Source organism: Marinagarivorans algicola (assembly GCF_001292705.1).
Taxonomy (GTDB): Bacteria; Pseudomonadota; Gammaproteobacteria; order Pseudomonadales; family Cellvibrionaceae; genus Marinagarivorans; species Marinagarivorans algicola.
In genome coordinates this window covers 82,536-106,940 of sequence record NZ_LGAK01000003.1, presented here as the reverse complement: position 1 = coordinate 106,940, position 24,405 = coordinate 82,536, and the positions used below count along the sequence as shown (strand labels likewise).

General features: G+C 46.2%; 22 protein-coding genes and 2 tRNA genes. 20 read left to right on the top strand and 4 right to left on the bottom strand.

Annotation, left to right across the window (positions count from 1 at the left end; translation table 11 throughout):
* The first annotated feature begins 118 nt into the window (after positions 1–118).
* From ccmA to AC438_RS01540, 10 genes are all read left to right on the top strand, one after another.
* Positions 119–760 (top strand): cytochrome c biogenesis heme-transporting ATPase CcmA, encoded by a 642-nt coding sequence (ccmA, locus tag AC438_RS01585; RefSeq protein ID WP_053979524.1) that lies wholly within the window; start codon positions 119–121, stop codon positions 758–760.
* On the top strand, positions 753–1,460 hold the full coding sequence (ccmB, locus tag AC438_RS01580) for a heme exporter protein CcmB (protein WP_082353871.1): 708 nt from the start codon (positions 753–755) through the stop codon (positions 1,458–1,460). Before ccmA ends, ccmB begins: the two co-directional genes overlap by 8 nt.
* 239 nt (positions 1,461–1,699) lie before the next feature.
* A complete protein-coding gene (locus AC438_RS01575) occupies positions 1,700–2,446 on the top strand; it encodes a heme ABC transporter permease (protein ID WP_053979523.1) in 747 nt (248 codons plus the stop codon).
* Complete coding sequence (gene ccmD / locus AC438_RS01570) at positions 2,447–2,656, top strand: heme exporter protein CcmD (protein ID WP_053979522.1); 210 nt, start codon at positions 2,447–2,449, stop codon at positions 2,654–2,656.
* Positions 2,653–3,117, top strand: coding sequence for a cytochrome c maturation protein CcmE (locus AC438_RS01565; RefSeq protein WP_053979521.1), 465 nt, complete (start codon positions 2,653–2,655; stop codon positions 3,115–3,117). The genes ccmD and AC438_RS01565 overlap by 4 nt, the downstream gene beginning before the upstream one ends.
* A complete protein-coding gene (locus tag AC438_RS01560) occupies positions 3,107–5,074 on the top strand; it encodes a heme lyase CcmF/NrfE family subunit (protein ID WP_053979520.1) in 1,968 nt (655 codons plus the stop codon). The genes AC438_RS01565 and AC438_RS01560 overlap by 11 nt, the downstream gene beginning before the upstream one ends.
* 9 nt (positions 5,075–5,083) lie before the next feature.
* Positions 5,084–5,605 (top strand): DsbE family thiol:disulfide interchange protein, encoded by a 522-nt coding sequence (locus AC438_RS01555; protein WP_053979519.1) that lies wholly within the window; start codon positions 5,084–5,086, stop codon positions 5,603–5,605.
* 19 nt (positions 5,606–5,624) lie between these two features.
* Positions 5,625–6,146 (top strand): hypothetical protein, encoded by a 522-nt coding sequence (locus tag AC438_RS01550; RefSeq protein ID WP_156316963.1) that lies wholly within the window; start codon positions 5,625–5,627, stop codon positions 6,144–6,146.
* A gap of 1 nt (position 6,147) precedes the next feature.
* Entirely contained in the window at positions 6,148–7,164 is a 1,017-nt protein-coding gene (locus AC438_RS01545; RefSeq protein WP_053979517.1) for an agmatine deiminase family protein, read from the top strand.
* 39 nt (positions 7,165–7,203) lie between these two features.
* Positions 7,204–8,127 (top strand): carbon-nitrogen hydrolase, encoded by a 924-nt coding sequence (locus tag AC438_RS01540; protein ID WP_053979516.1) that lies wholly within the window; start codon positions 7,204–7,206, stop codon positions 8,125–8,127.
* A gap of 236 nt (positions 8,128–8,363) precedes the next feature.
* Here the strand turns inward: AC438_RS01540 and AC438_RS01535 are convergent.
* Positions 8,364–8,440: transfer RNA gene (locus AC438_RS01535), tRNA-Asp, on the bottom strand.
* 50 nt (positions 8,441–8,490) lie between these two features.
* A tRNA-Val gene (locus AC438_RS01530) sits at positions 8,491–8,566 on the bottom strand.
* Positions 8,567–8,838: 272 nt separating this feature from the next.
* On the opposite strand from AC438_RS01530, the gene AC438_RS01525 reads away from it, so the two are divergent.
* The 10 genes from AC438_RS01525 to AC438_RS01480 all read left to right on the top strand — a co-directional run bounded on the left by AC438_RS01525 (position 8,839) and on the right by AC438_RS01480 (position 22,577).
* Positions 8,839–9,393, top strand: coding sequence for a cytochrome c-type biogenesis protein (locus AC438_RS01525; protein ID WP_082353868.1), 555 nt, complete (start codon positions 8,839–8,841; stop codon positions 9,391–9,393).
* A gap of 6 nt (positions 9,394–9,399) precedes the next feature.
* The gene (gene ccmI / locus AC438_RS01520; RefSeq protein ID WP_053979515.1) at positions 9,400–10,677 is read left to right on the top strand and encodes a c-type cytochrome biogenesis protein CcmI; all 1,278 of its coding nucleotides are present in this window, start codon (positions 9,400–9,402) and stop codon (positions 10,675–10,677) included.
* A 232-nt stretch (positions 10,678–10,909) separates the two neighbouring features.
* The gene (gene smc, locus AC438_RS01515; protein WP_053979514.1) at positions 10,910–14,428 is read left to right on the top strand and encodes a chromosome segregation protein SMC; all 3,519 of its coding nucleotides are present in this window, start codon (positions 10,910–10,912) and stop codon (positions 14,426–14,428) included.
* 10 nt (positions 14,429–14,438) lie between these two features.
* On the top strand, positions 14,439–15,365 hold the full coding sequence (zipA, locus tag AC438_RS01510) for a cell division protein ZipA (protein WP_053979513.1): 927 nt from the start codon (positions 14,439–14,441) through the stop codon (positions 15,363–15,365).
* A gap of 235 nt (positions 15,366–15,600) precedes the next feature.
* On the top strand, positions 15,601–17,643 hold the full coding sequence (gene ligA, locus AC438_RS01505) for an NAD-dependent DNA ligase LigA (RefSeq protein WP_082353866.1): 2,043 nt from the start codon (positions 15,601–15,603) through the stop codon (positions 17,641–17,643).
* A 20-nt stretch (positions 17,644–17,663) separates the two neighbouring features.
* Positions 17,664–18,263 carry a transglycosylase SLT domain-containing protein gene (locus tag AC438_RS01500; protein WP_053979512.1) on the top strand — a complete coding sequence of 200 codons (600 nt, stop codon included), beginning with the start codon at positions 17,664–17,666 and terminating at the stop codon, positions 18,261–18,263.
* Between the two features lie 100 nt (positions 18,264–18,363).
* Entirely contained in the window at positions 18,364–19,218 is an 855-nt protein-coding gene (locus AC438_RS01495) for an HAD family hydrolase (protein WP_162230676.1), read from the top strand.
* A 100-nt stretch (positions 19,219–19,318) separates the two neighbouring features.
* The gene (locus AC438_RS01490; RefSeq protein ID WP_053979510.1) at positions 19,319–19,525 is read left to right on the top strand and encodes a hypothetical protein; all 207 of its coding nucleotides are present in this window, start codon (positions 19,319–19,321) and stop codon (positions 19,523–19,525) included.
* Between the two features lies 1 nt (position 19,526).
* Positions 19,527–20,561, top strand: a complete 1,035-nt coding sequence (locus AC438_RS01485; RefSeq protein ID WP_053979509.1) for an AraC family transcriptional regulator — start codon at positions 19,527–19,529, stop codon at positions 20,559–20,561.
* Between the two features lie 213 nt (positions 20,562–20,774).
* Complete coding sequence (locus tag AC438_RS01480) at positions 20,775–22,577, top strand: acyl-CoA dehydrogenase C-terminal domain-containing protein (protein ID WP_053979508.1); 1,803 nt, start codon at positions 20,775–20,777, stop codon at positions 22,575–22,577.
* A gap of 78 nt (positions 22,578–22,655) precedes the next feature.
* Here the strand turns inward: AC438_RS01480 and AC438_RS01475 are convergent, their stop codons facing one another.
* Entirely contained in the window at positions 22,656–23,765 is a 1,110-nt protein-coding gene (locus AC438_RS01475; protein WP_053979507.1) for a mechanosensitive ion channel family protein, read from the bottom strand.
* Positions 23,766–24,023: 258 nt separating this feature from the next.
* Complete coding sequence (locus tag AC438_RS01470) at positions 24,024–24,323, bottom strand: hypothetical protein (protein WP_238376296.1); 300 nt, start codon at positions 24,321–24,323, stop codon at positions 24,024–24,026.
* Positions 24,324–24,405: the final 82 nt, after the last annotated feature.

Genomic DNA, 24,405 nt, shown 5'->3' with positions numbered 1-24,405 from the left:
ATCAATACCTGTTGTAAGCTCGCCAATGCCTTGTTAAACGACTACACTGTGCGCCTTTAGATTTTCCGCTTTTATCCGGCGCTAAGTCTTTGAGTAGACAACAAATGGAGGCAAAGCCTTGTTGCAATTAAACGGGTTTACCTGTGTTCGTGATGGAGAACCGTTATTTGTACCTTTAGATACCGTCATTAATGCCGGCGATGTAGTGCAAATAGCAGGCCCTAATGGAGCAGGAAAGACAACATTGCTGCGTTCGTTATGCGGTTTGTTTGATAGTTGTGAAGGTGAGATTTTGTGGCGGGGTAAGCCTATTGTGGGCGCCAAGCATGATTTTTTGATGCAGCTACTTTATCTAGGGCATCATCCAGGAGTCAAAAAATCCTTAACCGCGCGTGAAAATCTAGCATGGTTTGCCGGTGTTAATGGTGAAACTGGCTCTTTAGATGTTGAGTCTGCTTTAGCTAAAGTAGGCTTAGCGGGTTATGCGGATATTCCTTGTCATCAGATGTCTGCTGGGCAGCATCGCCGAGTGGGCTTGGCTCGTTTGCATTTTGATGCGTCACCCTTGTGGGTGCTAGATGAGCCCTTTACGGCCATTGATAAGCAGGGTGTTGAGCGTTTGGAGGCTAAAATTCAAGAGCACGCAGCAATGGGTGGCACTGTGATTTTAACAACACACCAAGCGCTATCGCTCAGCCATTACCGTACGATTGAGTTGGTCAAGTATACCGAAGCCTTTCATGAGGTGCGTCATGCATAGCTTACCAGCTAATAATCAGCATTCTAGTTTAACTACTGCACTAACAACCTGCTTTAGGCGCGAAATGATTGTTGCTTTTCGCCATAAGGGTGAGCTGGCTAACCCGCTGATTTTCTTTTTGATGGTTGTGGTATTTATTCCTTTGGGGATTAGTCCTGAAAAAACGGTGCTGATGGCATTGGCACCAGGCATGATTTGGGTGATTGCTTTGTTGGCTACACTTTTGTCGTTAGATGGCTTGTTTAGGAGTGATTTTGACGATGGTTCGCTAGAGCAGATGTTGTTGAGCCCACAGCCACTCCCTTGGTTGGTCTTGACGAAAATCCTTGCGCACTGGCTGATGACTGGTATTCCACTCATGCTATTAACACCTTTGCTCGGTACCATGCTGTACTTGCCTGCTGAGGGGTATTTACCCTTAATGATATCACTCCTCATTGGTACTGGCAGTATGAGTCTCATTGGCTCTATCGGCGCTGCATTAACGGTCGGCTTGCGTAAAGGGGGGCTGATTTTATCGTTGGTTGTTATGCCTTTATATGTTCCCGTATTAATTTTTGGGGCAAGTGCGGTCAATGAAGCCGTACAGGGTTTTGCTTACACCGGGCAGATTGCAATTTTGAGTGCAATGTTTGTGAGTGCGCTTGTGCTGGCACCATTTGCCGTTGCAGGTGCACTGCGTATTAGCGTTAATACGTGAAGCAACAGTCGACGTACAGATACGCTTTATGGTTGAATAATTGATGCAAGGGCTGTTTAAATGGGCTTTTGTCACATAAAATTAAGTTCTCTGCGAATTAATTAGCTGATGTCGAGTCTGAATCATCACTGAATACAGCGAAGTGTTAATAGTGCGCGCTTTGGCTATTTTTACAGCTTGACTCGACCACCCCTAATCGCACTTAACAATTTCTATATAATAAAATAAGGTAGAACATCGTGGCATCATGGCAGTGGTTTCATCGTTTAGGGTCACCTAAATGGTTTTATGAGAAAACAACGCGCTGGACGCAGGTCATTGGTTGGTTGGCGTTAGCGATGTTAAGTGTAGGAATCATATGGGGTTTAGGCTTTGCCCCCGCAGAGCTTAAACAAGGTAATAGCTACCGTATTATTTATATACATGTGCCAGCTGCCGCCGTAGCCATGGCCGGTTATTATGTTATGGCCTTTAGTGGGGCTGTGGGTTTGATTTGGCGCATGAAGCTGTCATATATGGTAATGAAGTGTGCAGCGCCTATTGGTGCGGCCTTAACCTTTGCTGCACTGTTTACCGGTGCGGTATGGGGTAAGCCTACATGGGGTGATTATTGGGTGTGGGATGCACGTATTACATCAATGCTCATTTTGTTTTTTTTGTACCTAGGTGTGATGGCGCTGCAAGAGGCTTATCAAAACCAAGAGGCTGCTGACAAAACCTGCGCTATTTTGTCGTTAGTGGGTATGGTGAATATCCCTATTATTTATAAATCCGTCGACTGGTGGTTTACGCTTCATCAGCCCGCAACACTTAAGCTTACCGAGAAGTCGAGTATTGCACCAGAGATGGCCTACCCACTCATTTTGATGATTTTTGCGGTCTATATGTTTTTTGCTTGGTTGTTACTGACTAAAGTGCGTGTTGAAATATTGCATCGTGAAGTCAAAACACAGTGGGTTAAAGATATTGTTATGGGAGTCAAATAGATGACTTTTTATTTTGAAAGCGCAGCCGCTTTTTGGCATATGGAAGGGCACGGGCCTTATGTTTGGGTGTGCTATGTAGTCACTATGAGTATTTTTATGGGTTTGGCACTTGCGCCAAAAATACGCAGGGCAAAATTTATTAAGCAACAGCGTGCATTGGTAGCGCGTCAACAAGCCTCGCGTGAGGCTTCATTAGAGGTGGAGAGATGAATCCAGTTAGAAAGCAGCGCTTAATTGTGGTGATGATTATTGTGGTGGCGAGCTCTGCTGTTGCTGCATTAGTTGGTTATGCCGTAGGTAATATGGGTGATTATTTTTACTCAGTCTCACAAGTGGTGAAAGGTGAGGCGCCTCGTGAACGCTCCATTCGCGCTGGCGGCTGTGTTATTCCTGGTTCGATTAAAAATGCTACCGATAAGCTCGAGACAACCTTCGAAATTACCGATGGTGTTGAAAATATGACAGTGACCTTTGACGGTATTCTGCCTGATTTGTTTGGTGAAGGTGAAGCGGCAGTTGTCACCGGCAAGCTCGATGATAACAATGTACTCGTGGCGACCAAAGTGCTAGCCAAGCATGATGAAACCTATACGCCAAAAGAAGTCGAAGACAGCGTACAAAACCCTAATAACCACTCAAAAGCCTGTGAGGGCATGACATATGATTCCTGAGTTTGGTAACTTTGCGCTGATATTGGCGCTAGTGATGGCAATGTTTCTTGCTGTTGTCCCTATGGCGGGAACATTTACGGGCCGTATTATGTGGATGAATGCCGCTCGGTCTCTCGCTGCTGGTATGTTTGTATTTACCGCTATTGCGTTTGTGATTTTAGCGTACTCTTTTTTACAAGATGATTTTTCTGTTAAGTACGTCGCTAACCATTCCAACACTTTGTTGCCTGACCGCTATAAGATTAGTGCTGTTTGGGGTGGGCATGAGGGCTCGCTGTTATTGTGGGTATTGACTTTGTGTACTTGGACGCTAGCGGTTTCGATTTTTTCTCGTGATTTACCGGTTGATCTACTGGCCCGTGTTTTATCTGTATTGGGGATGATTGCTGTCGGTTTTTACCTGTTCATGATTATGACGTCCAACCCCTTTGATCGAAATCTACCCGGTATCCCTCAAGAGGGGAGCGATCTTAACCCCTTATTGCAAGACTTTGGCTTGATTATTCACCCGCCTATGCTTTACATGGGCTATGTAGGGTTTTCTGTGGCTTTTGCTTTCGCCATTGCTGCTTTGATTGGTGGTCGCCTTGATAGCGCTTGGGCGCGTTGGTCTCGCCCTTGGACCAACATGGCATGGGCTTTTTTAACCGTTGGTATTGCTTTGGGTAGTTGGTGGGCTTATTACGAGCTTGGCTGGGGCGGCTGGTGGTTTTGGGATCCCGTCGAGAATGCTTCATTTATGCCTTGGTTAGTCGGTACGGCGTTAATACATTCACTGGCTGTGACAGAAAAGCGCGGCGTCTTTAAAAGCTGGACGATTTTGTTAGCTATCTTTGCTTTCTCATTGAGTTTGCTAGGCACCTTTATTGTGCGCTCGGGTGTTTTAACGTCTGTTCATGCTTTTGCAACAGACCCAACGCGGGGGCTGTTTATTTTGATCTTTTTGGGCTTTGTTGTGGGCGGCTCATTATTGCTATACGCGTTGCGTGTTCCAGTGATTCGCAGTGTGCCAGGTTTTACTTGGATGTCTCGCGAAGCCTTTTTGCTGTTTAACAATGTATTATTTGTCGTTTCGACGGCTATGGTGTTATTTGGTACTTTATATCCTTTACTCGTCGAGTTTATATGGGATGAAAAACTCTCCGTAGGACCTCCGTTTTTTGATATCTTTTTTGTACCCTTAATGGCTTTTGTGGCTGCACTGATGGGTGTTGGAATGTTGATGAATTGGAAAAAAACCAACATGAGTCGCTTGGTACCTTGGCTATTGGCACCTTTAGTGGGGGCGATCATTTTAGGGCTTATTACACCAGCTTTAGGTGACGGTTATCGGTGGAGTGCTGCCATCACGGTTACGCTAGGTGCCTGGATTGTATTAATGACAGTTAGCGATGTCTTGCGTAAAACACGCAATAGCAAAAACCGAGTGGCAGCCTTATTTGGCTTTCAGTTAAGCTACTACGGTATGCTTACCGCGCATATTGGTTTTATGTTTTGCTTGATGGGGGCATCTTTAAATACCATTTACAGTGATCAGCGTGATTTGCGTTTAGAGTATGGTAAACCCGTTAGTGTGGGCGGCCACGAATTTGAATTGACAGAGGTTGTTGGCGTAACCGGCCCTAACTACCAAGCTAAGCGTGGCGAATTTAAAGTGTTTAAAGATGGCAAGCTGCAAGCGGTATTACATCCTGAAAATCGCAACTATGTGTCGGGCGGTAATATGATGACCGAAGCTGCGATCGATGCTGGCTTTATGCGTGACTTATATGTAGCTTTGGGCGACGAGCTTGATGCCCGTGCTTGGTCTGTGCGCGTGCATTATAAGCCATTTGTGCGCTGGATTTGGTTAGGTGCCCTATTGATGGGTTTTGGTGGTGCACTAGCTGTATTTGACAAGCGTTATCGACGGGTTAAAGCCAAAAATACCGTTGTAGCCAATACAGTTGCAGCCTAAGGGGGCGTTATGGAGCGCTTGAAATTATTTATGCCTTTAATTGCCTTTGTGGTATTGGCTGCACTTTTGTTTAACGGTTTAAAAAATGATCCCAATGAACTGAAGTCAGTTTTATTGGGTAAGCCGGTACCTGATTTTGCTCTTCCTTCATTGAATGATGAGTCAAGGATCATTACTCAGGATACCTTTAAGGGAAAACCTTACCTGCTTAATGTGTGGGCAACGTGGTGCCCAAGCTGTAAAGTGGAGCATCCATACTTATTAGAATTGGCGAACATGGGTATTACGATTGTCGGGCTTAACTACAAAGATGAGTCGGATGAGGCTCGAAGCCTACTAAAAGCCATGGAGGATCCTTATGTCGATAATATTGTGGATGCTGACGGCCGTTTAGGTTTAGATTTGGGTGTTTATGGTGCACCAGAGACATTTGTAGTTGATGCCAGTGGCATTATTCGATTTAAGGTTGTAGGTGTTGTGACCGAAGAGATATGGGCTAAAGATATAGCGCCTATCTTTTTTGGTGGCTAGGGTTTTATAGATGTTTGTTATGCGTTTTGTTTTTTTGGGGGCGCTTTTGTCGTTGGTGCCATTAAGGTTGTTGGCGGTTGCGATGCCGGGGCCCGAGCTAGGCGTATGGCAAACGATGCAGGGGCAATGGATGCGCCACTGCTACTTGAGTACCGATGGCGATACGCGCGTGTATCGGCGCGATTTTTTAGTGGTTAATTTTACGGCATTAAAGTTAACCACTAAAATTTACAGCGATAGCAATTGCAAGCGTGAGCGTACGCAATATCGAGCGCTGCTCAAGTATGCTTTTACAGGCAGTTATTTTTATACCGATACCGCTAAAGGTAGAGCGCAACTTGGCTACGATAAAGGCAAAAAAATATTTGCTCTTAATGTGATGCCCGAGAGTGCTTTGCCAGCTATTTTATCTATACCTTCTTTAAATATTGTTTCAATTCAATCAGGTAAGCTTTATTTTGGGCGCGATTATAGTGGTCAGCCTGAGAAAGGCGAGCGTCTGACCCACTTGGATATTAAAAATCCCTTTATTAGGCATTAATATGTCACATTCTGTCATGTTGCCCGAATGGGCCCCTTGCCGTGCCGTTTTGCTGGCATGGCCTTACCCCGGTGGCGACTGGGCCAGTAATTATACTGAGGTTGTCGAAAGCTATTGGGGGATTTTAGCGGCCATTGCTCGCGCTGCGCCGGTCTGGGTTTTGGTTCACCCCTCATTAGATTTTTCGGGATTCAAGGCTGAGCTTGAGGCTCGGGTGATAGAGGGGGTTGTGAAAGTACGTAATGACATTCATTACGATGATACCTGGATTAGGGATTACGGCCCTATTAGCTGTTCGAAAAAGCTGATGAGCTTCACTTTTGATGGCTGGGGGGGCAAGTACTGCGCTAAAGCGGACAACCAAGTTGCCTTAAATCTGTCTGACTGGCTCTTGTTTCAGCCTCGCAGTGTCGATTTCGTGTGTGAGGGTGGTGGGCTTGAGGTGAATGCCGAGCAGGTTTTACTGGCGAATGAAGAGTGCGTTATTGATACTAAGCGCAACCCTAAATTGCACAAAGAAGATGTTCAAAATATCTTGCGTGAATATTTGGGTGTTAAAGAGTTCGCATGGTTGCAGGGTATTTGTTTAACCGGTGATGATACTGATGGTCATATTGATACGATTGCACGCTTTGCGCCTGCCGGTAAAACGGGTTGTGCTGTGATTTATAGTGGCCGCAATACACTTCATCATGATGCCTCTGTCTTGCAGAGTTTGCATCAGCAGATAACAGTCTTGGCGGCGCGATGGGGGTGGGAGGTGTTTGAGCTGCCCACACCTATTGCGCTTAGCAAAGTTGATGGTCGATTACTACCTGCAACTTACGCCAATTTTTTAATTTGCAATGATTGTGTTTTTGCACCTGTGTATCATTTACCCGAAGATGATGCGGCATTAGCGGTGTTGAAGAGCGCTTTTCCTACCTTTGAAATCGTGCCAGTCTATTGCGCTCCACTGCTTGAGCAGCACGGTAGCTTGCACTGCGCAACAATGCAGGTTAGTACATTAGCGCTTTAATTTTCCTATCCGTTTTTTTATTGATGTAATGAGGTTTTTGTGGCAACTGTACATACTATTCGGGCAGCTGTTTTGCAGTTGGCTGTGCCATCGAATGATAAATTAAATAATTTTTTGGCGAGTGAAAAGGTTATTCGTCGCGCTGTTGAGCAAGGCTGCGAATTGATTGTGCTGCAAGAGTTGCATGCCGCTTCTTATTTTTGCCAGCAAGAGCGCGTAGATTTTTTTGATTTGGCGGAGCCGTTGAATGGTGAAACTTTTTGCGCCTATGAAAAACTTGCCGCTGAATTAGATGTGGTATTAGTTATTTCGCAGTTTGAGCGCCGGGCAGCAGGTTTGTACCACAATACTGCGCAAGTCATTGATGGAGCGAAAGGGCGTGCCGGTATTTTCAGGAAGATGCATATCCCTGATGACCCAGGGTTTTATGAGAAATTTTACTTTACACCGGGCGATGCCGATGGCGAGCTCAATGGCTTTAAGCCTATACCCACTAAGCTGGGCAAGTTGGGTGTTTTGATCTGCTGGGATCAATGGTATCCCGAAGCTGCGCGTTTAATGGCTTTAGCTGGCGCTGATTTTTTGATTTACCCTACAGCAATTGGTTGGGACTTGCGCGATGATGAGGCTGAGCAACAGCGTCAGCTAGATGCTTGGGTCACCATTCAGCGCTCCCATGCAGTAGCTAACGGGGTGCCGGTTTTAGTGGCTAACCGTACGGGTTTTGAAGCTGACCCTGAAAATCCCGACCTGGGTATCCAGTTTTGGGGGAATAGCTTTATTGCAGGGCCGCAGGGCGAGCTTCTCACTAAGGCAAGCTGTGATGAGCGGGGTTTTGTGTGTGCTGATATTGACGTGAGGCGCGCTGAAAGTGTTAGGCGAATATGGCCTTATCTGCGCGACCGCAGGGTAGATGCTTATCAAGGAATAACGCGACGCTGGCTGGCAGATCAAGAGCCCTAATTGATGTTATATCTTCACGTGATGCCGATTGCATGGATGCGAGCGAGCACAACAGGCATTGGGCTGTGAAAATATAGGAATGAGCCGATGTTGCGTAATGCTAACGCGTTTATCCGCAATTTTTTATGCTTAAGGCGCTAAGATCGGTAAACTCTTGGTTTGCTAAATTAATATAACGATTGATTATCTGGGCGTTGACCTTAAAGATCTAGGAGGCAGGAATTTGCTTTTTTAAGTGGCGGACTGGACGGGACTCGAACCCGCGACCCCCGGCGTGACAGGCCGGTATTCTAACCAACTGAACTACCAGTCCGCAGAACTTAAAAAGCTTCTCTATCGTAGCAATATCTATTATTGAGATATTGGTGGGTGGTACAGGGGTCGAACCTGTGACCTACGCCTTGTAAGGGCGCCGCTCTACCAACTGAGCTAACCACCCCAAGAGAGACGCGCATTGTAAGGATTTTTGATATGGCGTCAATCTTTTTTTTAATATTTTTGATGGGTTATCTCATCAGCGATCCTGAATGGAACTTCTATTGAACTTCTAAGGTGTTCACAGTCTTCTTATTCAAGCAGGTAGTTTGCAGATGAGCTATGGTTTGCCGTAATAGCACAAGGTATACTCCGGCCCCTAATTTAGTCGGTTAAATTTTGGTTTGCGATACTGTATTACCGCGGTGTCAACATTCCTCATTGAAGGAGGTGATAATGTTAAAACGGTTGAGTGTGTTTTTGGTTTATTCGCTAGTGGCATTAGCGGGAGCTAGGTTTGCTCATGCGGGTATTGATACCTATGAGTTTGATGATCTGGACGATCGCGCGCGATACAATCAGTTTATTGAGGAGTTGCGATGTCCTAAATGTAAAAATCAAAATTTAGTCGGCTCTAATGCACCTATTGCTAAAGATTTACGTAGAGAGTTGCATCGCCTCATTCTCGAAGGCGAAACCGATGATGGCATTATCACTTTTATGGTTGATCGCTACGGTGATTTTGTTTTGTATCGTCCACCGCTACAAAAAAACACCTATATTTTATGGTACGGCCCTATTGCCATGCTGCTGGGCGCGCTGTTGGTTTTGGGGCTGATTATATTTAAACGCAGTAGAAAGCCTAGTACCGGTGATAGCCTAACAGGTGAAGAGCAGGCGCAGTTTGAATCTTTTTTAAAGTCTACAGACGAAAAAAATGCGCAAGACGGTGGTGTTCAGCAGGAATCAACATCAACAAAAAATCATTCAAAAAAATCTAAAAAGAAGTAATCGCATATGGCTTTTTGGCAAGGTGTATTAATTTTAGGCGCTTTGGGCGCAGTGTTTGTATTGTGGCCTATTTTTAGGTTACCTATTTCCCGTGGTTTGGCGGCTAAAACCATTCGTCGAGATATTACACAGGCAGATCTTTATCAAGAGCATTTAGCGGACCTTAATAAAAATTTGGCTAATGGGGATATCGAGCAAGACCAGTATGAAGCGCTGAAAATAGAATTGCAGCGTACGCTGGTGAGCGATAGCGCGGGTCTAAAAGAAGTCGAGGTGAAAAGCGGCGGCAAATTGCTATTGGTTGGCGTGGCGATCACGGCTCCGTTATTGGCGGTCTTTTTGTATTTGCAGTGGGGCGCTAAAGGCGATTGGGATATTCATCAAATCATGCAGGCGGAGCGCGATAACCCTGCAACAACGCAAGAAGCGTTTGAAGCTTCAACTAAAGAGCTTCTTATGGCTGTGCGCTCGCGCTTAAAGCAAAAGCCCGATAATCATCAAATGCGCTATCTTCTAGCTGAGCGTTCTATGGCTCTCAAGGATTATGATGAGGCCATTGCAGCGTATAAAAAATTACTCGAAGTCGAACCAGGCTCGCCAACAATGTCTATTAAATTAGCGCAGGCACTTTTCGTGCGTGGCGGCAGTAAAGTGACGCCAGAGGTGGCGCACCATACTAATGTAGCGGTCAATGGTGCTCCTTTTATGTATCAGGCTTTAGAAATGAGTGGCTTAGTTGCCTTTCACAATCAAGATTATAAAAATGCAGTCACTTTTTGGCAGCGTGCTAAAGCTCAGCTCGACCCTAATAGTCGCTCAGCGCAGGCTTTAGATGGCGCTATTATGAAAGCTGCGCGTGCGGGTGTGGCATCGGAGCAAGCGATGTCGGATGGTGATAGTGTGGCGGCCACAGCCGATAGTCAAGAGTCTCCCAACGTCGATCGTGGATTTGATCTTGATGTGAAGTTGGCTGAGGGTTTACAGGCTTCGCCTAATGATACGGTTTTTGTTTATGCTAGGGCTTGGAAAGGCGCAAAAATGCCTTTGGCTATTGCGCGTATGACCGTTGCTGATTTACCGAAAGTTGTACGCTTAGATACCACGATGGCTATGGCGCCAGGTATGGATATGAGTACGGCTACCGAGCTTGAGTTGATTGCGCGTATTTCTAAGTCGGGTACTCCCGTACCTCAGTCTGGGGATTGGCAAGGTGCTTTAGGGCCTGTTGTTTTGGGGCAAGGGATCGAAGCTAAGTCCATTGTTATCACGGATAAAATCCCATAAATACTGTGTCTGCCCTCTGATAAAGGCGGCAGACACATCTGGTTCCGCTGGCGCTTTGTAATGAGTTTTTTTGGTGCATGCCTGACTAAAGTCTTAAAAATGCGCCAGTTATTTGTCTGTTTGATACGGATATTAAGGCGTAGTCCCTTCTAACCGTGTAGAATCCGCCGTTTAATTGTCACGGCGGCGTAATTGCCTTCGGTGTAACAGCCTCAGAGTTAAGCAATATTCTATGCGGTTAAAATGCATTAAATTAGCGGGTTTCAAATCTTTTGTTGACCCGACAACAGTTTACTTTCCAAGCAATCTATGTGCGGTTGTAGGTCCCAATGGTTGTGGAAAATCTAATATCATCGATGCTGTTCGCTGGGTGATGGGGGAGTCGTCCGCCAAAAATTTGCGCGGCGAATCGATGACCGATGTCATTTTTAACGGTTCAAATGGACGTAAGCCTGTAGGCCAGGCCTCTATTGAGCTTGTTTTTGATAATACCGATAAAACTTTAAAAGGCGAGTATGCCGCTTATAACGAAATATCGATTAAGCGAAAAGTCACTCGCGACGCTCAAAATATCTATTACCTTAACGGAACGAAATGCCGTCGTCGTGATATTACCGATATCTTTTTAGGTACAGGCCTTGGGCCTCGTAGCTATGCGATTATTGAGCAAGGCATGATTTCTAAGCTGATTGAGGCCCGCCCAGAAGAGCTGCGTGTTTTTATTGAGGAAGCGGCAGGCATATCAAAATACAAAGAGCGCCGTCGCGATACCGAAAATCGCATGCGACGAACCCATGAAAACCTCGAGCGTTTGACTGATATTCGTGAAGAGTTAGAGCGCCAACTTTCGCGCTTAGAGCGACAGGCTCAAGCCGCCGAAAAATATTCTGAATATAAAAAAGAAGAGCGTTCACTTAAGGCCTTTTTACAGGCTAGACGTTACTTTGTTCTGCGCGATAAGGGGCAAAACAAACAGGCGGTCATTACCGATCTTGAGCTTCAAGTTGAGGCAGGTGTGACAAAGCAGGTCAATATCGATACAACGATCGAAACTCAGCGTGTACGCTTTACTGAAGTTGGCGACAAATACCATCACATTCAAGAGCGCTTTTATGCGATTGGCTCGGACATCGCCCGTATTGAGCAAACCATTACGCATGCGGCGCAGCGCGAGCGCCAATTAAAAATTGACTTAGAGCAAACGCAAAAAGATTGCCGTGAGGCGCTTGAGCACTACCAGCAAGATGCCGATAAAGCTGAACATTGGCAGGCTGAACTTTTGGCGATGGAGCCTGAGCTGGAGTTGGTTGAAGCCTCGGCAGAGGAATCGTCAGAAACGCTATTGCACGCGGATGATTTAATGCAGCAGTGGCAGCAAAAATGGGATGCCTTTAATCAACAAGCCCAGATTCCTAGGCAAAAAGTCGAAGTGCAACAATCGAGAATTCAACATTTAGAAACAGTGCAGCAGCGCTTGCTTGTCCGCATAGAAAAACTCGATAACGAGCGCAAAGAGCTTGTGGTGGGCGATGTTGAAGAAGATATTATTGCGTTGCGCGACACTGTAGCAATAGCCGAAGAAGAGCTCGAGCAGCATCGCTTACAGATTGAAGAGCAAGGCGAGCGCATTGTTGAGCTGCGCCAAAAAGAGCAAGATGTTCGCTCAGAGCTTACACAAATGCAAGGCGCCCACCAGCAGGCGCGCGGCCGGTTGTCGTCTTTAGAGACATTGCAGCAATCAGCTTTGGGTAGTGGCGGTCAACTGCAACAGTGGCTTGAGCAACAAGGTGTCGCTCATTTGCCTCGCTTAGCCGAGACACTGACGGTGACCGGTGGCTGGGAGCATGCTGTCGAAGTCGTACTCGGTGCCCGCATTCAAGCATTAATTGGAGTTAATAACGTTAATGCTTTGCTCGATGTCCATGAAACTTTAACCGCAGGTGAGTGCTTATTTATTGATGAAACACCGATTGATGATGTGTTATCGGCGACGGCGAGTGATGACCGAGGAGAATTGCTCGCGAGTCATATTCGTAGTGCTTCACCACTGATAGGTATGTTGGGTGTCGTTTACACTGCACACTCGTTAGATGATGCCAAGGCCAAGCGCAAAACACTTAAGGCTCACGAGTCGGTGATCACGCTTGATGGCACTTGGATGGGGGCTAACTGGCTGCATTTGGTGAAAGCTGATGATGCCGGTGCCGGTATTATTGCTCGCCAAAAAGAAATCGAAGTGTTACAGCAGACGTGTGATGCCCAAGATGAAAAAATACAGAGATTAACTGCGGCACTAGAACAAAACAAACAGGCCTTATTAGATGCTGAGCGGCAACGTGATGATGCACGCCAATCACTGGATCAATGCCAGCGTCATCTCACGCAAAACCAAAGCCAGTTGACGGCACATACAGTGAAAGTTGAGCAAGTTCTAGCGCGTAAAGAACGCGTACAAGCGGAAATCTCAGAGGCAAAAGAGCAGTTAGGTATCGATGCAGAAAATCTAGCTGATGCTAGAATGCAATTAGAAGAGGCTGTCGAAGCAATGGCGATGGACACTCAAACACGAGAAACACTATTAGCCGAACGTGACAGCTACAAAGAGCAATTAGAAGCTTGTCGTCAAAAATCCCGCACAGATAAAGATGCCGCTCATCAATTGGCAATGCGTATTCAAACACTCAATACTCAGTTGCATGCAGTGAAGCAGGGGTTGGCTCGTTTAGGTGAGCACAGTGCTAAATTGCAAGAGCGCCGCGATAATTTACTGGCAAGTATTGAGGAAGGCTGTGAACCGGTTGAATTACACAAAGAAGAATTAGAGGCGCACTTACAAAAGCGAGTCAGTGTAGAAGAGCAGCTTCTTGAGGCTAAGCGTGAGGTTGAAAGCGTCGAGGGTATTTTACGCACTGCCGAAAAAGAGCGATTGTTAGTGGAGCAACAAGTGCAATTAGTACGCGCTAAACTCGAAAAAGAACGCTTAGAAACGCAAACTTACGATGTACAGGCGCAAAACTTGCGCGACCAGCTAGAAGCTGATGGCCATAATATTGAGGTACTAAGCCAAACTATGCCTAGTGAAAATGAGGCAGAGTTAGAGCAGTCGCTCGAAAAAATTGCCGCTCGGATTGCACGCTTAGGTGCGATTAATTTAGCCGCTATTGATGAGTACAAAACAGAAGCCGAGCGAAAACATTATCTCGATGAGCAAAATGATGATTTGATGGAGGCATTAGAAACCCTAGAAAATGCGATTCGTAAAATTGATAAAGAAACACGGGCACGTTTTAAGGAAACATTTGATCAAGTCAATAGCGGCTTACAAGAGTTGTTTCCCAAAGTCTTTGGTGGCGGGCATGCTTATTTGGAGTTGACCGGTGAAGACTTGCTCGATACGGGTATTACGATTATGGCTCGACCACCGGGTAAGCGTAACAGTACGATTCATCTACTCTCTGGTGGTGAAAAAGCACTAACGGCGATCGCGCTTGTGTTTTCAATTTTTCGTCTTAATCCAGCACCTTTTTGTATGCTCGATGAAGTGGATGCTCCACTCGATGATGCGAATGTTGAACGCTATGCCCGAATGGTTGAAGAAATGTCATCACAGGTTCAGTTTATTTATATTACCCATAATAAAATTGCTATGGAAATGGCAAGTCAGTTAATGGGTGTCACTATGCACGAGCCTGGCTGCTCGCGTATGGTTACTGTAAATGTCGAAGAGGCTGCCGAAATGGCAGCACTATAGGAGAGCACTTATGCGTGAATGGTTAACGGTCATTATCGTATTATTAATTATTGGTATTGTACTTGATGGTATTCGGCGGGTGCGCGCGGCGAGGCGTGAGCGAATACATATGGCGAATCACTTACCGCATGCGGCGACTGACTCTGATACGAGTGAGTTTCCTCTCGGCGGCGCTCGGATTGTCGGCTATCGCCACCCTGACGAAAGTACCGGTTCGCATGGGCATGTTAAAAATACGGCGACTCAGCATAAGGCGAATGTTGAATCTGCTCCGGTATTGATGGACTCAGCTGAAGATAATGAGCCGAGTATGGGTGATTTTACTGGCATGGATATCGATGATGATGTGGCGGTGGCAGTACCGGCTCGCCCAGTAGTGCAGACAAAAGCGGCGACTACTGAATCGGCACCTTCACGCAGCGTGTTAAGGTCTGCATCCAGCAGTGCGCCAGCGGCTTCGCAAGAGCACAAACAAGAGGTGAAAAACTCAGCAGCCGAGCAACCAGCACCACAAGAGGTTATTGTGATTAATGTGATGGCGCATCAAGGTGAGTACTTTGAAGGTAATCGATTACTTGAGGTTTTAACATCGCAGAACATGCGCTTTGGTTTTATGGATATCTTTCATCGCCATCACAATGAAGACGGTTCGGGAGAGTCATTGTTTAGTGTCGCGAATATAGTTAAGCCTGGCACTTTTGATTTAAATGCAATGGATGACTTTACGACGCCAGGCATTAGTATGTTTATGATGTTGCCTTTAAAAGGCGATAGTGTAGCGGCATTTGGCTTAATGGCTCGCACGGCGAAAATAATCGCCGAATCACTAGACGGCGAATTAAAAGATGAGCACCGCAGTGTTATGACACAGCAAACTTTTGAGCATTGTCGTCAGCGTGTTATCGAGTTTGAGCGCAAGCGGCGTTTAAACCGGTAATGGGAATCTAAAGTACTTTTAACGGGTAGTAGCCTTTAAAAGTCGAACGCAATAAGCCGCCACTATGGCGGCTTATTATTTTCAATAGATTAAATGCAGTGCCACGATTCAGTGAAGTTGGCAAGCCCTGCCCAGTAGGCGAACCGATGATTTTTTGGGCATTTAAATGCTCCAATGTCGAGAGCTGTGAACCTTACGCTGCTATGAATTTCTGAATATATTATAGGCTGTAAAAATGCTTGATTGTGACACCTTACCTGTATCTTCCTCTGAACCAGTGACGATTGAAGAATATCGGCAAATTCAGTTAGAGCTTCATCAGCATAATATTGCTTATTATGTTGATGATGCGCCCACTGTGCCTGATGCACACTACGATCGTTTGATGCAGAGATTGTTAGCCATCGAGGCTGAGCAGCCACAATGGGTATCGGCTGACTCGCCTTCTCAGCGCGTAGGCGCTGCGCCTTTGAGCCGCTTTACTAGCGTGACACATTTGCAGCCCATGCTGTCATTAGGCAATGCTTTTAGTGCGCAAGATATGCAAGATTTTGATCAGCGTATTAAAGATCGCTTAAAAACAACAGATGATATTGTCTATGTCTGCGAGCCAAAATTTGATGGCGCTGCCGTCAGTTTGCTGTATCGCAATGGTGTTTTTGAGCGCGCTGCGACGCGCGGTGACGGCACAACCGGAGAAGACATTAGTCAAAATGTCAGGACACTCAAAAATGTACCGTTGGTATTGATGGAGGACTCGCCCGCTGTATTGGAGGTGCGCGGCGAAATATATATGCCGCATGCGGGCTTTGAGCGCTTAAACGAAGCGCAACGTAAAGCGGGCCAAAAAACATTTGTGAACCCGCGCAATGCCGCGGCCGGTAGTTTACGACAGTTAGATTCATCAATAACGGCACAGCGACCACTGGTTTTTAATGCTTATGGTGTTGGCTTGGTGGAGGGTGAGTTACCTGATACGCATTTTGCGACACTCGAGTTTTTGCGGGCTAAAGGTTTTGTGGTGAGTGATTTGGCAGAGCGCGTAGTGGGTGTTGGAGGCTGTTTAGATTACTATACGCGCATGGAGGCGAAACGTGCCAGCCTACCCTTTGATATTGATGGTCTAGTGTTTAAGGTGGATGCCTTTACTTTGCAGCGTCGCCTAGGTTTTGTGGCGCGGGCGCCAAGATTTGCCATTGCGCAAAAGTTTCCTGCACAAGAAGAGATGACTGTGCTTAAGGCGGTTGAATTTCAAGTAGGGCGCACGGGTGCAATAACTCCTGTAGCGCGCTTAGAGCCTGTATTTGTTGGCGGCGTGACAGTATCGAATGCGACGTTACATAATCGGGATGAAATTAAACGCCTCGCGGTCATGGTCGGTGATACGGTGATCATTCGTCGTGCAGGCGATGTCATCCCTCAGGTGGCAGGTGTTGTATTAGAGCGGCGACCGGCTGATGCGCAGTCGATTGAGTTTCCTTTACATTGTCCGGTGTGTGATGCTGCGGCTGAACAGGTTGATGGTGAAGCCGCTGTACGATGCTCTGGCGGCTTGAGCTGCCCAGCACAAAGTAAAGAGGCGATTAAGCATTTTGCGAGCCGTAAGGCAATGGATATTGATGGTCTTGGCGATAAGCTGGTTGAGCAACTCGTCGATGAGGGGCTGATTCACACAATAGCTGATTTATTTACCGTGCCGCTGGAGGCTTTAGTGGCGCTCGAGCGCATGGCCGAAAAATCAGCACGCAATTTACTCAATGCTCTAGAGCACTGCAAAAAAACGACATTACCACGCTTTTTGTATGCTTTAGGTATTCGTGAAGTTGGACAGACGACAGCCAGTAATATTGCTTTTCATATGGGTTCTTTAGAGGCGGTTGCAGCTGCCACCGAAGAACAACTACAAGAAATTCCCGATGTCGGTCCTGTTGTGGCGCAGCATATACATGTGTTTTTCCAGCAGCCGGGCAATGTTGCACTGATTGAGCAGTTACAGCAAATAGGCATTCATTGGCCAGCTCCGCAAGTGCTCGGCGAGCAACCGTTGGCGGGTAAAACGATTGTATTGACAGGGACTTTAGAGCAAATGGGGCGCAGCGAAGCCAAAGAGCGCTTAACATTATTGGGTGCAAAAGTGGCTGGCAGCGTATCGGCTAAAACACATTTGGTGGTGGCAGGAACTAAGGCAGGCAGTAAGTTAACAAAAGCGCAAGACTTGGGTGTGGAGGTGTTAGATGAAGAAGGATTTATTCAGTGGTTAACGCAATTCGATTCATAATACCTTTTACGGGGCAGCCAATGAAATGGTTGGTCGCTATCGTATTGTCGTGCGGCTTGGCCGGCTGTTCAAGCTATCGCCCTACCAATATGGATGATGCCTGTGTGATTTTAGAGGGTAACCGCAGCTGGTACAAAGATGCGGTGAAAGCCGCTAATCAATGGGGTACCCCAGTAGCCACTCAATTAGCCTTTATTCATCAAGAGTCACGCTTTAAAGCCAAAGCTAGGCCTCCGCGTAAAAAGATACTGTGGGTTATCCCGGGTCCGCGAGCGAGCGATGCTTACGGTTATGCGCAAGTGAAAGATGGCACATGGCGTTGGTACCAACAGAAGAATGCTAAGCGTGGGGCCGATCGCGATGATTTTGGCGATGTGGTGATGTTTATTGGATGGTATAACAAACAGACCCAACGCGCGTTGGGTGTGGATTTAGGTGACCCTTATCGACAGTACTTGGCTTACCATGAGGGGCATGGTGGCTATAAGCGACGAACATATAATAAAAAGCCTTGGCTAAAAAAAGTGGCTAAAAAGGTATCGTTGCGCGCAAAAATGTACCAACAACAAATTAAAGGCTGTAAAAAGCAGCTTGAAAAGAGTCGTTTTTGGTTTTTTTAATCAACCACGATTAGTCGATTATAGCAAGATGGCCGCTATAATATGCGGGTCGCTATAAAGGCCAAATGGTGGTGACTTTATAGAAAGGTGTATGGCGCTTATGTCTATTTCGCTCGATGAATATCTCAAAAATAACCCATTGCGACCCGCCATTAAGGCGGCTTTTTTTGATATCGATGGGACATTGCTAAGCCTAGATGGCCATTACTCGGCAGCGCTTAAGCGCAGCATTGCATGCATTAAAGCGATGGGGGTTAAAACCGCGATAGCGAGTGGCAGGCCTTATTTTGCTACGCGCTTTTTATGGCAAGAGTTAGGCCTGAGTGATGCTGGGGTGTTTTGTACGGGGGCTCAAATTTATGAGCCTCAAGCGCAGCGCGAGCATCGTGTGCATTATTTGCCTCAGGCGGTAAAGCAGCGTTTAATTCAAGCATTGCGTGAAGCGGACATTTATTACGAGCTATATACCCATACGGGTTTTTTTGTAGAGCGTAATAATGCGCCCGAAATATTAGCCGTTCATGCGCAGCACTTGCGTTGTGAGCCGAGCCATTGTCATTTTGATGCAGTGAGTGAACCGGCAGTAAAGCTGCTAATTGGTGCGAATATGCATAAAGATGGGCGTATATTGCAGCAGTTAGAGGCGGCTTTTCCTGAGTGTATATTTGCTTACGCATCGCTACCGGCTTACCCTGAGTGGCTTTTTGCGAGCATTATTGATAAAAATGCCAGCAAGGCGGCGGCATTTGACTATTTACTGGACTATCACCAAGTGTCGGCGAGTCATGTGATTAGCTTTGGAGATGCGCAATCGGATATGGCTTTTTTAAGCATGGCCGGTATTGGTGTGGCAATGGGCAATGCAACAGCGCAGGTCAAAGCGATAGCCGATGTTGTCACAACCCCAGTGTGGGAGGACGGCGTGGCTGTGGCGTTAGAGGCCTTAGTGACATAGCCTTTTTGCTACACACGGCACTATTGCGCGAATCTAATCGCCAAGAACGAGATAGAATATGGCAAAATTCAGATTAAGAATTAGTAAAAAGGCACGTTTTATGGGTCATTTATTGGCTTCTGCGTGTTTTATTGGACTGTTTATTTGGGGATGGGAGCTACCCGTTAGTGAGGCTGCTGCTTATTTGATATTGTTAGTAGGCTTTTTATTATGCATCATACTTTTAGCGGCGGTCTTGGGTTTTGTACTGCGTTTAATACGTGGTAACCCGCTAAGCCTCGACGATCAACATTGGGACAAAAAATAAAATGTTTACACCAAAAACACCCGTAGCACTGGTTCGCCACCTGCTGAGCGAGGCAAAACAAGAAGGTGTGGATTGCACAGCATTATTGGGTGAGCTAGGGCTGCCACAAGAAGATGAGCTGGAAAATCTATCAGCGTTTAAATATGGGCAGCTTTATCGCCGGTTAATCTTTTTAACCAGTGATGAGTGGTTTGGCATGTTTTCGGGCGGTAAAGTGCCTGTTGGCGCGTTTAGGTTAATGTGTTTAACCTTATTGACTGCGGGCAGTATCAGGCAGGCGCTCGAGCTGGCGGGTGAATTTGCTGAAATTTGCCAAGGGTTTAAAGTTCGCTACAGTGTTGATGAATATCAAGGCCTAGCGCGTGTCTATCTGGCGCCTGTGCGCCACAGTTCGGAACAAGAGTTTACAGGGATCCAAGCGAATACACACCCCGAGAAAATCTTCACCACACTTGTAGCCGCGCATCAATTGGCATGCTGGCTTGCAGGTACGAGCCTGCCCCTAGAGGGTTTGCGCTTAAGCTTTGCCTCTGGTGATACGTTGCAAAGCGTGCGGGCTTTGTGTGAGCAAGATGTGCAATACAACCAGCCTGTTAACGCCTTACTGTATCCTTTAAATGTGCTTGAGCGTCCTATTATTCAGAGCCCGCACTCGCTCCCTGATTTTTTGCGTACAGCGCCTTACCAATTGGTGACGCAAGACTCCAGTCAAATTACTACCGCCGAAAAAGTACGCTCGTTACTCAACAAAGATGTCGGTCGTAATATGCCATCCGCTGAAGCGGTTGCTGAGTCTTTAAATATGTCTGTCACCACATTGCGAAGGCATTTAGCAGAAGAAAATTCGGCCTATCAAACGTTGAAGGACGAATGTCGCTTAGAGGCTGCGATACAGCTGTTAACTTGTCGCGATTTGACCAATGTGATGGTCGCCGAGCGTTTAGGTTTTGATGAGCCGAGTGCTTTTTTTCGCGCTTTTAAAAAATGGACTGGTACAACACCGGGGCAATACCGTAAAAAGTTTCTCGGTGTTTAGTTTGGCTATTAAATTGGCGCAAAAAGAACTAACAATTTTGCGTTTATAGCCTAAACTTATGCATCTGTTTAACTTGCTAATGTTTGGTGCTGTTGTCATTTTTTACGTTATTAATAACCGTTAAGGTGATCAAACATGCATCAATTGGCCACATAATAATCGCTGGTTTTAGCACTACAATAAACGCGAAATCAAAAATACAAGAGGCGAGTTATGAACGATTATAAAGTCCCCGTCCGTGATATGCAGTTTGTTTTACATGAACTCTTAGATTACGAAGGACATTGTGCAACTTTACCTGGTGGTGAAAATGCAACACGTGATGTTATTGATGCTGTTGTCGAGGAGGCTGGTAAGTTTTGTGAAAACGTTATTGCCCCTTTAAACCGCATTGGAGATATACAAGGTTGTACCTTTAATAATGGTGAAGTCAAAACACCAGACGGCTTTAAAGAAGCGTATCAGCAATATGTTGATGCTGGCTGGCCGAGTATGAGCCATGATGAGAAATACGGTGGCCAAGGTTTACCTGACTCGTTAGAGCCTATCATTAGCGAAATGGTAGGCACTGCTAACTGGTCGTGGGGAATGTACCCTGGGCTGTCTCATGGCGCCATGAGAACCTTAGTTGCTCACGGTACCGAAGAGCAAAAGCAGACGTACCTCACTAAGCTTGTTGAGGGTACTTGGACGGGCACAATGTGCTTGACTGAGCCTCATTGCGGTACCGACTTAGGAATGCTGAAAACCAAAGCTGTACCCGCAGAAGACGGTAGTTATGCATTAACAGGTACCAAAATCTTCATTTCGGCGGGTGAGCACGATCTTGCCGAAAACATTGTCCATATTGTGTTGGCACGCCTACCAGATGCACCGGCAGGCACACGAGGTATTTCGCTCTTTATCGTACCTAAGTTTGTACCAGCCGATGATGGTGCTGGCGGGATTAAAATTGGCGAGCGCAATGGCGTAGCATGCGGTTCATTAGAGCATAAAATGGGTATCCACGGTAATGCAACCTGCGTACTCAATTTTGATGGTGCTAAAGGATACCTCATTGGCGAGCCAAATCGCGGTCTTAACTGCATGTTTACCTTTATGAACAGCGCACGCTTAGGCACGGCGTTGCAGGGTTTAGCACATGCCGAATTAGGTTTCCAAAAGTCATTAGCGTATGCGACTGATCGTTTGCAAATGCGAGCGTTAAGTGGCGCTAAAAATCCCGACGGCCCTGCTGATCCTATTATTGTACATCCTGATGTACGTCGCATGTTGTTAACGCAAAAAGCTTTTGCTGAAGGCGGCCGTATGTTGGCCTACTACATTGCTCAGCTAGTTGATAATGATGCTCACGGCAGTGATGACAAAAAAGCAGAAGCTAGCGAGTTATTGGCCTTGCTAACGCCTATTGCTAAAGCGTTTATGACAGAAACGGGTTTTGAGTCAGCCAACTTAGCCATGCAGTGTTTTGGTGGTCATGGCTATATTGCTGAGTGGGGTGTTGAGCAAAACGTACGCGATAGTCGAATCTCCATGTTGTATGAAGGCACAACAGGTATCCAAGCGTTAGATTTGTTAGGCCGTAAGGTGTTACAAACACAAGGTGCTACCTTGCGTCGCTTTACCAAAATTGTACATAAGTTTTGTGAAGCCAACAAAGATAACGCCGCCATGGCAGCATACATTGAGCCTTTATCAGCCCTCAATAAAGAGTGGGGCGATGTCACTATGCATATTGGCTTAGCTGCGATGGAAAACCCTGAAGAAGTGGGTGCGGCAAGTGTCGATTACTTAATGTATTCAGGCTACATTGTTTTGGCATACTTTTGGGCTCGCGCCGCTTTATTAGCCAATGAAAAGCAAGCTGGTGAAGAAGCTGATTTTTATAAGGCAAAAATCAAGACTGCAAACTTTTACTTTGCGCGCATCTTACCGCGTACACAAAGTTTAATGGCTACTATGAAATCAGGCGCTACCAACTTATTAGATTTAGAAGCGGACCATTTCCAGTTCTAAATACTCAGGTTAAGTCTGCATAACTCAAAACCCTGCTCAAGTATCTTTGAGCAGGGTTTTTTTATGGTGTTTGTAATATTACAGCGCTTGTTGCGCTTTGGGTGGGGCTTCTAAATTGACGATATGGGTGAGCGGGGTGGCCAAGCTAATATTGCGTGCATGTGCTTCTTGCTGCATGAGTAACCTAAAGCTTCGCTTTGAATCAATAAGCTGCTCGGGGGCTTTAGTGTGAAAAATAAAACCCCATTGCAAGGCATGATCGCCGGCTTCCATCAAGACGGTTTTAATGCCGTGCGTGCTCTCAAAGGCTATGTCTTGTTCGCTAGCGTGCACACCAACTTGTTCAAAGAGTGCCTCTACGGCCTCGGCGGGCGTTTGGTAGTCAATATTAAAGGGTAGGCAAATACGTAACCCTTTGTGGCTGGCAAAACGCGATAGATTACTCAACGTTCGATCGCGTAGCGTCGTATTGCGCACCATAATACGGTTGTTGTGTGCAATATCAAAAAGTTCCGTGTGGAACATTTTTGTTTTAAATACCTCGGCAATCGTGCCATTGGGTAGCTCTAAAATATCCCCTTCCTCGATCATGTCACTATTGAGCAGTATGAGCCCACTGATAATGTCGGGTGCCCATGAGCCTTGAGTTAATGCGAGCATCACGCCAATGACGCCAATGACGCCGCCGGCCTCTAGCAAATTACTAAAACCTAATTGCTGAACAATAGCCACAATGGCCAGTATTAAGAAGAATAAACTGCTCAATAAAGACAGTGCACGTGTTTGGTAGGTGGGTATGGTGATGGTGTTTTGGCCAATAGTACGGCTTTTACCAAAGCGCTTAAAGATGAAATAGGCGCTAATAAAGTTGCCCAAATAGCATAAGTACACACTGGCCAAAATGGCTAAAGCAGTCACTAGCCCATATTGTTGGCTGAGCTCACTAGGGACCTCGATATACATTAATATTGAAATGGCGGCTAGGCAGATGCCGCGTACACCGGCAACGCGCAGTGCCCGTTTTGGGGCGGGTATTTTATCGCTAAAGTATTCGATGATATATTTGGCCAGCAGCATACAGATCAAGCAGGCTAGTAAAAATACACCTTCTAACACCGTAAAAATTTGGCTAATTGTTTGTAAATTAGGGACTAGCGTATTGTTGCCGTTCGTTATTTCATCGAGCACACGGGAGCCTGCATATTATGGGCGACTCACAGGTTCTGCAGGTCGCACGGAGTCAAAATAAATGGTAAATATTAGTAACTATTCAGCCAAGCTGAAAAATTCACCTGATAGGGTACTGATGGATTGTTTTCTGGGTATTTAAGCGCCGAGAGGGCTTATATAGCGCCCATCGATGGCTTGAACGGCCCAATTTCGGTACCTCTGACCCAATTTCGCTACCTCTGAATAGTTACCAATATTATTGTGAAATAGACGATGTTACTGGGCAATAACAACGCTATGAATCACGCGTTCCCCTTCAAAATACACTTTAAATTTATCATACGTCCAAATGTAAATACCAGGGTCGCCGACCGGTCCACTGCGCTCGAGTGGCTCGCCATACTCTGCGCTAACTTGCGCTTTGCTCATGCCAGTGGCGGGGCGTGCGACTTCCCAATGATTGCCTTGTTGGCCTAGCGGGATCGCGAGTGTTTCGGCATTAGCTGCCGTTATACTGGAAAAGCTTAGCGCGCAAGTAAGACCAAGATTGATCATAAGACTCTGTGTGTGTTTCATGTTAACTCCTGGAGGCTGGTTTGCTATCAATATGCAGTGGTCGGTGTGTCGTATGGTTGAGCGAGTACGATCATGACGTTGT

Bases quoted from the DNA above. Each gene is read 5' to 3' on its own strand.
- ccmI (WP_053979515.1), top strand. From the start codon at position 9,400: ATGGCTTTTTGGCAAGGTGTATTAATTTTAGGCGCTTTGGGCGCAGTG.
- zipA (WP_053979513.1), top strand. From the start codon at position 14,439: ATGCGTGAATGGTTAACGGTCATTATCGTATTATTAATTATTGGTATT.
- AC438_RS01470 (WP_238376296.1), bottom strand. From the start codon at position 24,323: ATGAAACACACACAGAGTCTTATGATCAATCTTGGTCTTACTTGCGCG.
- AC438_RS01500 (WP_053979512.1), top strand. From the start codon at position 17,664: ATGAAATGGTTGGTCGCTATCGTATTGTCGTGCGGCTTGGCCGGCTGT.
- AC438_RS01495 (WP_162230676.1), top strand. From the start codon at position 18,364: ATGTCTATTTCGCTCGATGAATATCTCAAAAATAACCCATTGCGACCC.
- AC438_RS01555 (WP_053979519.1), top strand. From the start codon at position 5,084: ATGGAGCGCTTGAAATTATTTATGCCTTTAATTGCCTTTGTGGTATTG.
- AC438_RS01550 (WP_156316963.1), top strand. From the start codon at position 5,625: ATGCGTTTTGTTTTTTTGGGGGCGCTTTTGTCGTTGGTGCCATTAAGG.
- AC438_RS01490 (WP_053979510.1), top strand. From the start codon at position 19,319: ATGGGTCATTTATTGGCTTCTGCGTGTTTTATTGGACTGTTTATTTGG.
- ccmD (WP_053979522.1), top strand. From the start codon at position 2,447: ATGACTTTTTATTTTGAAAGCGCAGCCGCTTTTTGGCATATGGAAGGG.
- ligA (WP_082353866.1), top strand. From the start codon at position 15,601: ATGCTTGATTGTGACACCTTACCTGTATCTTCCTCTGAACCAGTGACG.
- ccmB (WP_082353871.1), top strand. From the start codon at position 753: ATGCATAGCTTACCAGCTAATAATCAGCATTCTAGTTTAACTACTGCA.
- AC438_RS01560 (WP_053979520.1), top strand. From the start codon at position 3,107: ATGATTCCTGAGTTTGGTAACTTTGCGCTGATATTGGCGCTAGTGATG.
- AC438_RS01525 (WP_082353868.1), top strand. From the start codon at position 8,839: ATGTTAAAACGGTTGAGTGTGTTTTTGGTTTATTCGCTAGTGGCATTA.
- AC438_RS01485 (WP_053979509.1), top strand. From the start codon at position 19,527: ATGTTTACACCAAAAACACCCGTAGCACTGGTTCGCCACCTGCTGAGC.
- AC438_RS01480 (WP_053979508.1), top strand. From the start codon at position 20,775: ATGAACGATTATAAAGTCCCCGTCCGTGATATGCAGTTTGTTTTACAT.
- AC438_RS01545 (WP_053979517.1), top strand. From the start codon at position 6,148: ATGTCACATTCTGTCATGTTGCCCGAATGGGCCCCTTGCCGTGCCGTT.
- smc (WP_053979514.1), top strand. From the start codon at position 10,910: ATGCGGTTAAAATGCATTAAATTAGCGGGTTTCAAATCTTTTGTTGAC.
- AC438_RS01565 (WP_053979521.1), top strand. From the start codon at position 2,653: ATGAATCCAGTTAGAAAGCAGCGCTTAATTGTGGTGATGATTATTGTG.